This is a genomic window from Cohnella cellulosilytica, assembly GCF_042431195.1.
Classification (GTDB): Bacteria; Bacillota; Bacilli; order Paenibacillales; family Paenibacillaceae; genus Cohnella; species Cohnella cellulosilytica.
Genome location: NZ_JBHMDN010000017.1, coordinates 95,000 through 107,636, shown reverse-complemented (window position 1 = coordinate 107,636; position 12,637 = coordinate 95,000). Strand labels below are relative to the sequence as shown.

15 protein-coding genes, 5 tRNA genes and 1 riboswitch are annotated in these 12,637 nt (G+C 53.3%); of the genes, 11 read left to right on the top strand and 9 right to left on the bottom strand.

From position 1 onward, the window contains the following. Positions 1-35 precede the first annotated feature (35 nt). Both cmpA and ACFFT4_RS14090 read right to left on the bottom strand, forming a co-directional pair. On the bottom strand, positions 36-185 hold the full coding sequence (cmpA, locus tag ACFFT4_RS14095) for a cortex morphogenetic protein CmpA (RefSeq protein WP_378048599.1): 150 nt from the start codon (positions 183-185) through the stop codon (positions 36-38). Positions 186-276: 91 nt separating this feature from the next. Next, positions 277-633 carry a hydrolase/acyltransferase gene (locus ACFFT4_RS14090; protein ID WP_378048597.1) on the bottom strand — a complete coding sequence of 119 codons (357 nt, stop codon included), beginning with the start codon at positions 631-633 and terminating at the stop codon, positions 277-279. A gap of 118 nt (positions 634-751) precedes the next feature. On the opposite strand from ACFFT4_RS14090, the gene ACFFT4_RS14085 reads away from it, so the two are divergent. Next, positions 752-1,222, top strand: a complete 471-nt coding sequence (locus ACFFT4_RS14085) for a SprT family protein (RefSeq protein ID WP_378048595.1) — start codon at positions 752-754, stop codon at positions 1,220-1,222. Here ACFFT4_RS14085 and ACFFT4_RS14080 read toward each other — a convergent pair. Together ACFFT4_RS14080 and ACFFT4_RS14075 are read right to left on the bottom strand one after the other, a co-directional pair. Continuing rightward, positions 1,191-2,624, bottom strand: a complete 1,434-nt coding sequence (locus tag ACFFT4_RS14080) for an MFS transporter (protein ID WP_378048593.1) — start codon at positions 2,622-2,624, stop codon at positions 1,191-1,193. The two genes, ACFFT4_RS14085 and ACFFT4_RS14080, sit on opposite strands and share 32 nt — an antisense overlap. A gap of 266 nt (positions 2,625-2,890) precedes the next feature. After that, positions 2,891-3,424, bottom strand: a complete 534-nt coding sequence (locus ACFFT4_RS14075; protein WP_378048592.1) for a TetR/AcrR family transcriptional regulator — start codon at positions 3,422-3,424, stop codon at positions 2,891-2,893. A 542-nt stretch (positions 3,425-3,966) separates the two neighbouring features. Between ACFFT4_RS14075 and ACFFT4_RS14070 the strand changes: the two genes are divergently transcribed. From ACFFT4_RS14070 to ACFFT4_RS14050, 5 genes are all read left to right on the top strand, one after another. Then, positions 3,967-4,042, top strand: a tRNA-Asn gene (locus ACFFT4_RS14070). A gap of 1 nt (position 4,043) precedes the next feature. Then, positions 4,044-4,134, top strand: a tRNA-Ser gene (locus tag ACFFT4_RS14065). Positions 4,135-4,442: 308 nt separating this feature from the next. Continuing rightward, positions 4,443-4,517 (top strand) — tRNA-Glu (locus tag ACFFT4_RS14060). A 3-nt stretch (positions 4,518-4,520) separates the two neighbouring features. Beyond that, positions 4,521-4,596: transfer RNA gene (locus ACFFT4_RS14055), tRNA-Lys, on the top strand. A gap of 52 nt (positions 4,597-4,648) precedes the next feature. Beyond that, a tRNA-Leu gene (locus ACFFT4_RS14050) sits at positions 4,649-4,734 on the top strand. A 290-nt stretch (positions 4,735-5,024) separates the two neighbouring features. Here the strand turns inward: ACFFT4_RS14050 and ACFFT4_RS14045 are convergent. The 3 genes from ACFFT4_RS14045 to ACFFT4_RS14035 are packed head-to-tail and all read right to left on the bottom strand — an operon-like array spanning position 5,025 to position 6,668. Then, complete coding sequence (locus ACFFT4_RS14045; RefSeq protein WP_378048590.1) at positions 5,025-5,669, bottom strand: peroxiredoxin-like family protein; 645 nt, start codon at positions 5,667-5,669, stop codon at positions 5,025-5,027. Positions 5,670-5,687: 18 nt separating this feature from the next. Beyond that, a complete protein-coding gene (locus ACFFT4_RS14040) occupies positions 5,688-6,380 on the bottom strand; it encodes a cytochrome c biogenesis CcdA family protein (RefSeq protein WP_378048589.1) in 693 nt (230 codons plus the stop codon). Between the two features lie 12 nt (positions 6,381-6,392). After that, on the bottom strand, positions 6,393-6,668 hold the full coding sequence (locus ACFFT4_RS14035) for a thioredoxin family protein (protein ID WP_378048587.1): 276 nt from the start codon (positions 6,666-6,668) through the stop codon (positions 6,393-6,395). A 143-nt stretch (positions 6,669-6,811) separates the two neighbouring features. Here ACFFT4_RS14035 and ACFFT4_RS14030 point away from each other — a divergent pair, with 143 nt between their 5' ends. The 4 genes from ACFFT4_RS14030 to ACFFT4_RS14015 all read left to right on the top strand — a co-directional run bounded on the left by ACFFT4_RS14030 (position 6,812) and on the right by ACFFT4_RS14015 (position 9,379). Then, positions 6,812-7,570, top strand: coding sequence for a response regulator transcription factor (locus ACFFT4_RS14030; RefSeq protein ID WP_378048585.1), 759 nt, complete (start codon positions 6,812-6,814; stop codon positions 7,568-7,570). A gap of 137 nt (positions 7,571-7,707) precedes the next feature. Then, positions 7,708-8,619: a HAMP domain-containing sensor histidine kinase gene (locus ACFFT4_RS14025; RefSeq protein WP_378048583.1), complete on the top strand. Its 912-nt coding sequence runs from the start codon at positions 7,708-7,710 to the stop codon at positions 8,617-8,619. A gap of 211 nt (positions 8,620-8,830) precedes the next feature. Then, positions 8,831-9,055 carry a hypothetical protein gene (locus tag ACFFT4_RS14020; RefSeq protein WP_378048582.1) on the top strand — a complete coding sequence of 75 codons (225 nt, stop codon included), beginning with the start codon at positions 8,831-8,833 and terminating at the stop codon, positions 9,053-9,055. A gap of 3 nt (positions 9,056-9,058) precedes the next feature. Beyond that, entirely contained in the window at positions 9,059-9,379 is a 321-nt protein-coding gene (locus tag ACFFT4_RS14015; protein ID WP_378048580.1) for a hypothetical protein, read from the top strand. 153 nt (positions 9,380-9,532) lie between these two features. Continuing rightward, positions 9,533-9,623: riboswitch (cyclic di-GMP riboswitch) on the top strand. Between the two features lie 82 nt (positions 9,624-9,705). Here ACFFT4_RS14015 and ACFFT4_RS14010 read toward each other — a convergent pair. After that, positions 9,706-10,827, bottom strand: a complete 1,122-nt coding sequence (locus ACFFT4_RS14010; protein WP_378048578.1) for an HD-GYP domain-containing protein — start codon at positions 10,825-10,827, stop codon at positions 9,706-9,708. 30 nt (positions 10,828-10,857) lie between these two features. Further along, entirely contained in the window at positions 10,858-11,439 is a 582-nt protein-coding gene (locus tag ACFFT4_RS14005; protein WP_378048576.1) for an HD-GYP domain-containing protein, read from the bottom strand. Between the two features lie 105 nt (positions 11,440-11,544). Here ACFFT4_RS14005 and ACFFT4_RS14000 point away from each other — a divergent pair, with 105 nt between their 5' ends. Further along, positions 11,545-12,498 (top strand): tyrosine-type recombinase/integrase, encoded by a 954-nt coding sequence (locus tag ACFFT4_RS14000; protein ID WP_378048575.1) that lies wholly within the window; start codon positions 11,545-11,547, stop codon positions 12,496-12,498. Positions 12,499-12,637 lie beyond the last annotated feature (139 nt).

The window sequence follows — 12,637 nt, the reverse complement described above, 5'->3', positions numbered from 1 at the left end:
CGGCAGCGGCGGCGGAGGATCCTTTTTTCGTCCGTTCATGGGGTGGAGCCTGCGGTATCTTTGGCGTCCTTGGTTTTGTCGGGTTTGCCGCGGTAATAAAACCAGCAATCGTTCAGCAGACGGATCTGCCTGCGGTCTTTTTTCTGAAAAGCGGACATCAGCTGATTGCAAAGCCATTGAGGCATGGAAAATCGTCCTCCTCCCATCTCATGCTGTATTTCTAGCATATGGGATTGGGCGGATGACCGTGCAGGTCCGAATCGGAATTGTGCTTTTCTAGAGCAGATCCTCTTCCTCGTACCATTGCTCCAGCTGGGCTTGAAGCGCGCGAATTTCGGTCAACAGCGCGATTAGCGGATAGGACCCTTCGCGGATTGCGGCGAACGTGCGCTCCAGCTCGTTCACATACTGCAAGCCTCCGATCGGCGATTGCTTCTCGTCAAGCAGCTCGAGCGCGCGAAACTCGGCGATCGCCCGCGGCAGCTTCGGCACGTTGTCGGCGGTCAGCTTGGTCAGTTCTTTATGAAGACGCAGGTTCAAGGCGCTTAGCTGATAAGCGTGGGATGCGGGCATTTCGACAAAATCGAGAGCTCCTTGCTCGTGCTGCAGAAGAACGTAGGACATTTCAGGCATGTAAAGCAGTCTCCCCTCCACCATTTCTACTTGACAGTGTAGCCCAATCCGGGGCTACAATTCAAGTAGGTCAAGCACCGGACGGGAATGTCCGGGCCGGAGCCGAGGAGGACGAAAGATGGAAGATCGGGAGTTGCAAAGCTGGATCGAACGGGTGTCGCTCGAATATTTCGGACTGCCGTTTCTGCACAAAGCTTCGTTTAATCGAAGACTGCGGGCGACCGGCGGACGTTATTTTACGAAAAGCCACAACATCGAGATCAGCCCGCATCAGCTGGAAATTCACGGTGCGGAAGAGACGGAATCGATCATCAAGCACGAGCTTTGCCATTATCATTTGCATTTGCAGGGCAGAGGATTCCAGCATCGTGACGCGGACTTCAAAAGCCTGCTCGTTCAAGTCGGAGCCACCCGCCACTGCCGCCCTCTTCCGGGGGCGGAGGCAAGGCGGCTGCCGGTCAAATATGTGCTCGTATGCGCGGCCTGCGGGATGAGCTATCCCCGCAAGCGCCGCACGGATCCTCGCAAGTATGCGTGCGGGCGCTGCAGAGGGAAGCTCAGACTGTTTCAGACGGAGACGCAGACTTAGTCTTGAGCGGCTCCGAAGCGCCCGAGGCGGCGGACTTGCCTCGGACGAACAAGGCAATGCCGAAGAACGCGAGAGCCATCATCAACGCTCCGGCCGCTAGGCTTGGGACGATATGGTCGGCGAAATCCTGAGGCGACCGGATGGCGTCGCCCGCTTGGAAGATCAGGCCGCTGATCGCGATGCCGAATACGCCGCCGAGCTCCCGGGTGGCGTTGCCCATGCCGCTGGCTTCTCCCGCCGCATTCTCCGGCACGGACGAGATCAGGCCGTGGGAGAGCGGCGTGAAGCTGAGGCCCATTCCGGTACCGGCCAGCATCATCGGTCCGATCAGTTGGCCAAACGGGACGTCGAAGCCTTGCGAATGAATAAGCCATGCGAACCAGGCGAGCGCGGCGCCCTGGAACAGCAGGCCGCCCAGCAGCACCGACCGGTTGCCGATCCGGCTGATCGCCAGGCCGGCCAGAGGGGCTGCGATCATCGTCATCGTCGTCCAGGCCATTTCTTTGACGCCTGCCTGCAGCGGCGTGTTGCCCTGCGCCTGCTGCAGGAACAAGGTGAGCAGGAAGATGACGCCGAAGACACCCGCGTTCATCCAGAAGCCTGCGAACGTATAGAACGTGTATGCCCGGCTGCGGAAGAGGTCGAAGCGAATAAACGGAGTTTGACGCGACTTCTCCCAGAAGTAGAAGAGAACGAGCAAAATGCCGCCGAGCGCAAGCGAACCGTACACGGTCGGCGTCCCCCACCCTAACGAATTTCCCCTCTCCAATCCGAATACGATCCCGAACAGACCGGATGTCAGCAATAATACGCCGAGCGGATCAAGCGGCTTGCGCACGCCGCGGGATTCGTCGAGCCATTTTAATCCGAGCAGAAAAGCAATGACGCCGACCGGAACGTTCACATAGAAAATCACCTGCCACGGAGCGCCTTCCATAATCAAGCCTCCGACAAGCGGTCCGATGCTGAGGCCGAGCCCGGATATTCCGGACCACAGACCGATCGCGGCAGCCCTTTTCTCGACCGGAAACGCGTTGTTGACGAGCGTCAGGCTAAGCGGGACGACCGCGGCTCCCCCGACGCCCTGCAGGGCTCTGGAGAGGATCAGCGCGATTGAGGAGTCGCTAAGGCCGGAGAGCAGCGAGCCGAGCGTAAAGACGACGACCCCGGCCAGAAACACCTTTTTCCTCCCGATGGAATCCCCCAGCACGCTGAAAGGAATGAGCAGCACGGCAAATGCGAGCGTGTAGGCATTCATAAACCACTCCAGATCGGACATCGTCGAGCCGAGGTCTTCCTGAATGGAGGGCAAAGCGACTCCAAGCACCAGATTATCGAGCATGGCCATGAACAAGGCGATGCACGTAACGAATAACAGACGTACGCGTGCGGGTGTGAACAAGAGGGATCTCTCCTTTGATTTTCTTTATTTATTGATAAATAAATTGTGGCTGCAGATGATGCTTATGCTTTGCGAAATGGCTTCATACGCATGTTGAAATGGCTTTATCTACGTAATGAAACGAATTCGTGCACCTATTGAAATGACTTGATGCACCTATTGAAATAACTTCGTGCATATTATGAGACAACTTCACACACATAATGAAACGACTTTACACATATATTATTTATTGATAAATAAATATAAGCCACACAAAACCCCGATCAATCGAGGTCTCCCTTGTGCCACGGCGATAATTCCGGCAGCTCCAAAATTTCGGATAACGCGAGGATGAGGCCGCAGGAAATGAAAACACTGGCTTCCTTACCCGCGTCGGGGACGCCGGCCGTTGCGAATCGCGTCTTGACCGTGTTGTAAATCAAGGAGTGCGTCTTTCGCGCGTACTCCCTTACCGCAGGCTCCGGAGTCGCAAAACATTGCATAAGCAGCAGAATCTCGTTGCGGTAGCCGGCAAGCAGCGTGTTGAAGGCTTCCCCCATTTTTTGGGCAAGCTGCTCGGGAGGAGCGTCGACGTTGGAGAAGGCTCGATTGAGCCGTTCGTATGCTCTTTGGAGCACCGCCAAGTACAGCTGTTCTTTCGATTTGAAAAAATGAAACACGTAAGGCTGAGTGACGCCGACGGCTTCCGCGACAAGCGCGGTCGTAGTTTTGTAATAGCCCTGGGAAGCGAACAAGGCTGCTGCGCTATTCATGATCTGATCTTTCCGGCTTGCCGCGATTTCTTCTTTAGGGCTCAAGATATTTTCCTCCCCTTTTCCGAGGATTTAATTTATTAATCAATAAATAACATGAAAAGATTGATGATGTCAACCCTGCGTCGACTTCACAACACCCTGGTATCGATCACGATTAGTGTACCCAAGTGTGGAACGACGGATAACTGCCCCATTTACTTGTATCAGGCTGACGGGATCCCTTAGCATCTGTTTCGTCGTAACCTCATCCATGCGCCAATGTACGATTCTTTAGAACATCGCCCGCCGTTTGAGCGGAATTGGGAAGGAGATACGCGGTTCTTTAGAACATCGTCCGCCGTTTGAGCGGAAATGGGGAGGAGATACGCGGTTCTTTAGAACATGGCTCTCTAACCGAGCGGCACGTATAAGTGAGGGCACTTTTTTACGAACGTTTCGCTCTCCGAAAGGCCCTCCGTAAGGCATGAATTCATGTGCGCAAATAGGTCTGTCACCGGAAAAAAAGAAATTGAAATTATTGTCGCGGGGATGCTTGACTTCCCTTGGATCTCATGCTAAATTATTAATTGTCGCTTTTGAAACATTCCCTGATAGCTCAGTTGGTAGAGCACTCGACTGTTAATCGAGTTGTCACAGGTTCGAGTCCTGTTCGGGGAGCCATGGGGAGATACCCAAGTGGCTATAAGGGGCTCCTCTGCTAAGGGAGTAGACGTGTCATGCGTGCGAGGGTTCGAATCCCTCTCTCCCCGCCACCCATGGAATTCATAAAAGACGACTTGGGAAGAGCCCTTGGCCTTGCGCTGACGGGCTCTTTTTGATGGAGTGGAGCCTTTGTCCGGGGCTTCAAACGATGGGGATGGCAGGAACGCAATCCCGTTATTAACGGCGAATCAAGTCGGATTTAGATCGTCGATAATGCCGCTCCGACAGCCGTCCACAAAGAAATAAAAAAATATGCGTTTTGCCCGAAAAAGGACTTGCCTTAGGTCGTTGTTTCAGATATAATCATTTTTGTCGTCTGAAACGGGTAGCGTTAAGCGCGAAGACAATGGCTGATAATGGCCCCTTGGTCAAGTGGTTAAGACACCTCCCTTTCACGGAGGTAACAGGGGTTCGAATCCCCTAGGGGTCACCATGAGAGCCATTAGCTCAGTTGGTAGAGCACCTGACTTTTAATCAGGGTGTCGTAGGTTCGAGTCCTACATGGCTCACCAGTGCTTCTCAGGAAGAAGGCATTATTCTTACTCAGACGACGTTCTATATTATGCGGTCGTGGCGGAATGGCAGACGCACCAGCTTGAGGGGCTGGCGGTAGCAATACCGTGGAGGTTCGAGTCCTCTCGACCGCACCATAACTAAGAAGCTGAAATCCCTTGATTTTTATGAGGGATTTTTTTGTTTTCTTTTTTGAGGATCGGGAGAAGAGGAGCGGAAGAACTGCTTAAAATATCTCTGTGATGACAGTGTGGTAGTAAACTGAAAAAAAGCATATCCCGAGTGATTGGTCGCTCCAGTGTATGGACGGATGAATTGGTTTACTGGAACACTGAGACTTTGGTTTGGAGAATGGCTACGCAACGAAACCACTTCCTTCCTAGGACAATTTCTAGAAAGAAAGTGGTTTTTTCGTAATTAAAATTTGTTACAGCTTCCGCAGTTCATCCAGAATATCCTCGGGCTCAAAGCGCTGCATAAAATCCGGGTTGACGTAGGCGGAACGGATAATGCCGGACTCGTCGATCATGAAGGTGGAAGGAATGGGGAGTATCCACCGGTCGGTCGCGTTGTATTCGGCCAGATTCAGCTTGAACAGGTTCGTCATCATCTCTTGAAGATACGGCGGCACGTCGTACAAAATATTATAGAAGGCGGCCACCAGACCGTTGGTATCGCTTAGCACCTGGAACTGCAGGTTTTCCTTCTCCTGATGGGAAAGCGTGTTGTCCGGGCTTTGCGGGCTGACGGCGATCAGCCTGGCGCCCAGCGCTTCAATCTCCGGCAGCACTTTCTGGTACGCCCGCAGCTGCGAGTTGCAGTAAGGGCACCAGCCTCCGCGATAGAAGGTGAGAACGACAGGTCCTTGAGCCAGTTCGTCGTACAAGTGAACGGAGAGGCCCGTCGAGTTTTGCAGCGTAAAATCCTTCGCCCTCTGCCCTTCCTGCAGGCCATACCGGAACCCCGACTCCTGCTGCTCCCGGATCGAACGGAACATCGCGGCCTGCACTTCTGCGGGCGAATGGGCGATAAACTGTTGTTTCATTTCTTCCAGCGTTTGATTTAAGGACATGAATGATTCTCCTCTCGTTTATTTTGCAAACCCGACAAGCAGAAGCACAATGCCGATTCCGATTGAGAAGTAGCCGGCGATTTTTTTGACGGGACCGCCCCATTTTGCCATTTTGCGCAGAATGGAAATCGAGAATATGGCAACGGCCACGAGGATCACGCCTTTTCCCAACGAATAGGCAGTCATGAGCAGCGCTCCGTGAACCGGGCTTCCCTGAAGCGCAATATAGCTGATCAGCGCAAAAAAGATCGGGATCGCGCAGGGAGAAATGACAAGTCCGTATGGAATCCCCAGCTTGAAAGCGGACGCGTTGCTTTGCGGAAGCTCCGGCCGGCTGAGCGGCCTTTGGAAAGCAGGCATGGCGAACGAAATGACGCCAAGCAGCTGCAGTCCGGCCGCTATGTCGAAGAGGGGCGGAATCCAGGTTAGCAAACGGTATTTCTCCACAAAGGGCAGGAACTGTTGACCGAGCAGCGCGATAATCAAACCGGCCAACAACGAAGTGACGACCATCCCCAAGATAAAGTTGATCGCGATCATCAAGGCTTTTCTTTTATTGCCGGCTGCTCCTCTTTGGACGTAACCCGCAAACATGGCAAGCACGGGCAAATAGCAGGCCAAAACCGCGCTCACGATTCCGACGATAAAAACAAGAACGTAGGTAGCGGCGGAAATTCCGCCCGTGATCGTGAAACGATATAAATCTTCCATTCGTTTACTCCTTTAATTTTGTGGATTATTTTCGGATTTGAGCAGCAATTCATGCATTCGTTCGCGGAGCTTAGCGGGTGAAGGCAAAGAGACGAATTCCGTTTTCCCATTCATGAGAATCGCTCCGGCGCTGAAAATGTTCAGTTCCTGGAGACGTTCAAACTGATCCACCACATTTAGCTCCCGAATCTCGATTTGCGGAAATTCTTCCGCTGCTTGCTTGACCAGCTTTAGCGCCTTTTGACAAATGGAACACCCCGGTCCCGCCGCCACCACCTCAATTAACAAAAAAACCTCCTCCTTCTATCCCTTCTATATAAGCCTCCTCCATTCAAAGGAAAGGAAGATTTGTTTTGATTATAAAGGGCGGGCTGTTAAATCCTTGTTAAGCGAAGCTCCGAAAGCGACCGTATTCGCCTCGCATCGCGGAAATGCGTGTGCTATTCTATTGTCATAAAAGGAAGGAGTGGGGGGCTATGCGAATCCTCATTGTCGAAGATGAGGAGGACCTTTCACGCGCCTTGGCCAAAGGTTTAAAGCGGGAAGGTTATGCCGTGGACACCGCTGCGGACGGACTGACCGGGTGGGAGCTGGCGGATACCAACGATTATGATGTGATTCTCCTCGACATCAATCTCCCGGAGCTGGACGGCATTTCACTTTGTCATCGCATTCGCCAGTCCTCGCACCATAACGACGTCTTTATTCTCATGCTGACCGCGCGCAGCCATCCGGACGAGGCGGAAGAAGGGCTCGATTCAGGCGCGGACGACTATCTTCGCAAACCTTTTTCGTTTAATGAATTGCTTGCCCGCATCCGGGCGCTTCTTCGACGGAGTTCGTCCGTGAAAAGCCATGTCCTGCAGTTCGACCAGTTCACCCTGGATTCGAAAACAAAGGAGGTCCGTTTCGGGAACGTTCTACTTTCATTAACGAGAAAAGAATTCGGGTTGCTCGAGTATCTGATGCTGCATCCCGGCGAGGTCATTTCGTCCGAAAGGCTTCTTGAGCACGTCTGGGATATTCATGCGGATCCTCTCTCCTCGACGGTTCGGGTTCACATCAATTCCTTGCGCAGAAAGCTCTCGCACCCTGATCCGGAGGCGGGAGAAAAGTATATTCAGACCGTTCAAGGTTATGGGTACAAATGGACCCTGCGCGCAGCCGGGAAGGAAGAGGAAACGACATGAGGCGATGGAACCGTCTTTCGTTACGATCGAGATTGACGCTGTTTGCTATTCTTTATTTGGCGGTTATGATCGTTCTATATGCGGCTATGGAGTCTTTTTTCTCGACTTACAGGATTGTACCGGAGCTGCAGGGGCGAATGATAAGCTTGCTTGTCGCTTTGGCGGCCATGGTTCTCTGCGCGCAATGGCTCGCAGCAATTATCCTGAAGCCCGTGAAACGGATGAGCGAGACAACTGCGGGGATAACGTCTAGCACCCTCCACAAACGACTGGAGATTGACCAGCTTCACGATGAATTGAAGAAGCTCGGAATCGCATTCAATACGATGATGGACGGGCTGGAACACTCTTTTAAGCAGCAGGCTCGGTTCGTATCCGCGGCCGCGCATGAATTAAGAACGCCGCTTTCCATCCTGCGCACGAATCTTGAAGTGGCCGGAGACGACGAGGGCATTGACCCCGGCGAATGGAGAGATTACAGGGCGACGACGGAGCGGACGCTGTCGCGATTGGAGTCGTTAACGGAGGATTTGCTGCTGCTGGCTGACGGAACGTACGAACGGTCGCATGGCGAACGCGAGGTTGTAGAGCTTGCCGACATTCTCGCGGATGCCATTTCATTTATGGAGCCGGTGGCAGTCGAATACGGGGTAACGCTGCATCTGGCGGAGCCCTGTGCGGCTTTGGTCAAGGGGGAAGAGGGCTTCCTGTTCCTGGTCTTTCGCAATCTGCTGGATAACGCCATCCGGTATAATCGGCCAAATGGACAAGTTACGCTGCGGATTTCGCATGAAGACGGACGGGTTGCGGTTCGGGTTTCGGATACGGGGGCGGGAATATCCGCTGCGTCCAGGGAGCTGATTTTTGAGCGGTTCTACCGCATCGATTCGTCACGGGCGCGAAGAAGCGGCGGCGCCGGTCTGGGTCTGTCGATTGTCCGCCATCTGCTTGGCTTTTTCCAGGGGACCGTTGAACTGGAGACGAGTTCCGAATCGGGAAGCGTGTTTAAGGTCACGCTGCTTCGGGGGTCTGTTGACTCTAATCAATAGAGTAAAGGGAATGTTGTTTGTTAAGCCTAAACTCTATTAAAATGTATTGCAATTATTGCCAGGTTTTGGGCGGGTGTGATATATTTATTGTGCCTTTTGTACTATTCTCATGATTCCCTGGGCTTATATGGCGGGCAAGAAAGGGAAGCGATACGATACGTCTAAGTACAGAAGGCCGAGCGGCTTACAATTTTATGTAGGAGGATTGGAGATGCGGTTGAAGCCTGCTTCAATAATTGCTTTAATAGGTTCGATTTTCATTGCGTTTAATCAACTGTTTCAAGTCGCTGCAACGCATTTGTGGATTGACTGGAGCGCTATCGATAATTTTACTGTATGGTATGAAGGTTCGGGCATACTGAGTATTATTGGATGGCTTACGATCATTAATTTCTTTATTTCCTTCCTTCTCGCGCAAAGAAAGAGAGGAAACTAGAATATGCAGACCGACTTGGACAAAATACTGGACAGTTCTCAATCTTCCGAGGTTCGAAGCACGCAAGGCGAAAATAAAGTAGCAAGGACAATAGAGGGAATTGGATTCGGAATATTAATTCTTGGGATTTTAGCAGGACTCATTATTGGATTCTCGCTTACTGATCCGGCGTCTCCATACCGTTATAGTCCCGATCCTCATCCGCTAAGGTGGGGATATGGGGGAGCTTTGATTCTTTCGTCGCTTATAAGTGGCGTTTTGTTGATTGGTTTCGGAGAAGCGTTGAAAATATTGCACGATATTAGAAATAATACGAGAAGATGACGGACTTGTTGGAATCGGCCACTCTTTGCGGGGTGGTTTTTTATTTGTCATGAAAATAGAAGCCGACTATCGGACCCTACCAAAGTCTTCCTACCAAAGTATTGAATAGGAAGTCGATTGTAGGTATAATGATCGTGTATTTGACCGAGGACATATCGATAACGGCAAACCCGCTCGAAAGACGGGGGCGCAAAGCTTCAGGCCTAAAGGATAGAACGTATCCCAAGGCGGCTGAGCCGCCGAAAATGACCGGTTCTTCAGCAGCTTGCTTGTGAACAACAGGGTGAACAGACCGTTCCTGATTTCGGAACGGTCTTTTTGCGTGATTACAGGGCCGTGTCCACGATGACCAGATCGAATTGTGCTCTCAGATCGATTTCATAGGGGAATGAGACAGGGCTTCCGTCTTTTTCGCGGATAATTTTGACGATCGGACGTTGAACAAGGGAGGAATCGACCGAGGTGATTACCGCCGTCTGTCCGCTGTTGAGGACAACGCGGCTTCCGATCGGATAGATGGAAATGTGACCGACAAACAGCTTGACGAGCGACAAATCGAACATGCGATCTCCCGAGCCGAGCAGAAATTCGACGGCGTCCCTCTTCGTATAGGAGCTGCGGTGGTGCCGCCGGGACACGAGCGCGTCGTACGTGTCGGCCAGGGCGATAATCTGCGCGAACTCGTGAATCCGGGAACGGCCGATGCCGGCGGGGTAGCCGGAGCCGTCGTATCGTTCGTGGTGCTGGAGGGCGCACAACGCGGCGGCTTCGGGGATGTCCGTGCGATGAATGAGCATTTGATAGCCTTCGGTCGTATGTCGCTCGATGAGTCCCCGGTCGTAATCCGTCAGCACGCCTTTCTTGGTCAGCAGCTCGTCGGGCAACTGGATCATGCCGATGTCGAACAGCAGAGCCGAGACGATCAGATCGTGAAGCGGCTCGAAGGAATAATGCTTGGCGAAGCCGATAATCGCCGACAAGGTAGCGACGTTAAGCGTATGCTCGAACAGCATCGGGTCCTTCATATGAAGCAAGGTCAGCCTGTCTTTAATGAAGCGATGCTCGGACAGTTCCCCCAGCAAGGTTTGATAGACGCGCACGAAGCGATCGCTGTGCATCGGCACGGACAGCTGTTGACGGATAAGCGGGTTGCTGACGAGCCGGGCGAACGCTTCGTCGACCGCCTTTTTGGAAGCGGCGGAGTTTCTCTTCCTGCCCGTCCTCTCCTGCGAAGCGGAGGCGGATGAAGCGGCAGGCGAAAACTCCGTTCCTTGAGACCGGGAGGGAGCGTCTTCCTCGACATAGATGTCCGTAATGCCAAGCGTCCGCAAGCGTTCGATATATTTGTCGGTCAGCTGCGTTCCGGCGCCTAGCATAACCATTCCGTTTTTGTTCAGCACCGGCTTGGCCAGCGTTTGTCCTGGACGGAGAGCGGCGGTTGGTTTCATAGTTTTCGACCTGCTTTCGGTTCAGTGTCTTTAACGGTAACGCCGAATTTTTTCAATCGCGATTTCCGGAATGGAGAGGAACAGCTCGACGGAGGCCGGGTCGAATTGGAGTCCGCTCTGTCGTCTGAGCTCGTCCGCAGCCTCCGCGGTTGTCTTGACCCGATTGTAGGCGCGGGCCTGGACCATGGCGTCGAAGGAATCGAAGACGGCGCAGAGGCGGGCCCATTGCGGAATGCCCTCGCCGCGAAGTCCGTCCGGATAACCCGTTCCGTCCCAGCGCTCGTGATGGGAGCGCACGGTCGCGATCATTCTCGGGTCCCGCCAGCCGAGCCGCCGGACAACCCGAACGCCGAACAGCGGGTGCCGGCGGATCAGCTCCCGTTCCGCTTCGTCCAGCGGAAGCCGTTTGACGAGCAGCTCTCGAGGAACGAGCACCTTGCCGATATCGTGAAAGCTGCAGGCGGCGGTGAACATCCGCTCCTCATCCTCCGGCATTCCAAGCAGTCTGGCCGCGGCCTGAGCCAGCAAGCCTACCCGCACGCTGTGCGAGAAGGTCGCGCGATCTTTCCGCAATCCCAACGCATGCAATTCGGAACGGATCAGGTTCGGCACCGGATAAGCCCTCCTTCCTTAAGTCCATGGCGGCGGAGCCGCACTTACAAGCGAGGTCGAACAATAGTGATTGTTCGAAGTTCACCGATAGAAAGGGGCCATGACATGAATGCGGAACGCAAGCTTGTGATCGAGGAGGTCGGTCTGGACGAGGAGCAGATGATCCAGAGCTTTCTGTCCGGATACCATCGTCCGAATACGATTCGCAATTATGACCGGGCGCTTCGCCGTTTCCGATCGTTCATCGGGACGACTCCGTTAGGGGAAGCGACCTGGCACGACTTAGAGCGGTATAAAATCTCCTTGCTGCGGGGAACGTCCGCGAGCAGATCGCTTAACGCTTCGACCATCGCCAGTCTGATCGCTCCGCTGCGCTCGTTCTACAGGTGGGGAAGCGACGCGAATATCGGATTGTTCTCGCATAATCCCGCCTCCTCCATCCGCCTTCCCAAGGTGCGAGTTACAAGCGGGCATCATTTTCTGACGCAACGCGAGCTGACCAAGCTGTTGACTTACCTGGGCTCCAAAAACGTACGGGAATGGATGATGGTTCTTTATATGGTCATACTGGGACTGAGGGTTTCGGAGCTGGTGCAGATGAGATGGAGCGATTTTGTGACGGACCCGCTGGAAAGCGGCGTGTGGCTGACCGTCGCGGACGGTAAAGGGGGCAAGACACGGCAGGTGAAAATGCCGGAGGCGCTGTGGAAGCTGCATAACGATCCTTCCATTCGGAAGGGGCTGTACGGAGGCGCCGAGTCCGCCCATCGGCACAATCGGATTTTTCCGATTACGTCCCGGCAAGTAGAGCGGATCGTTAACAAAGCGAGCAGGGAATGCGGGATTGCCAAGCCGGTAACGCCGCATTGGCTTCGCCATACGAATGCGACCATGGCGCTTCTGAACGGGGCGTCGCTGCAGCAAGTCCAGCAAACGCTGGGCCATGTGCAGATCAATACGACTCAGCGCTATTTGCATACGGTAGAATTGATGAAGAAGGCCGCTCCGGATTTTGTGGCCGAAAGCATGCACAACATGCTGAAAAATGTATTGTTATGAAAGATTACGTCGTTTATAATGAGTAACAGAGAAGGAATTATTAAACAAAAAAATGTCGAACAATCACTATTGTTCGACATGATTATTATCATACCCTATTCGCGGATACTCATACATCGGCGAGCAGGGCAAAGCCGGC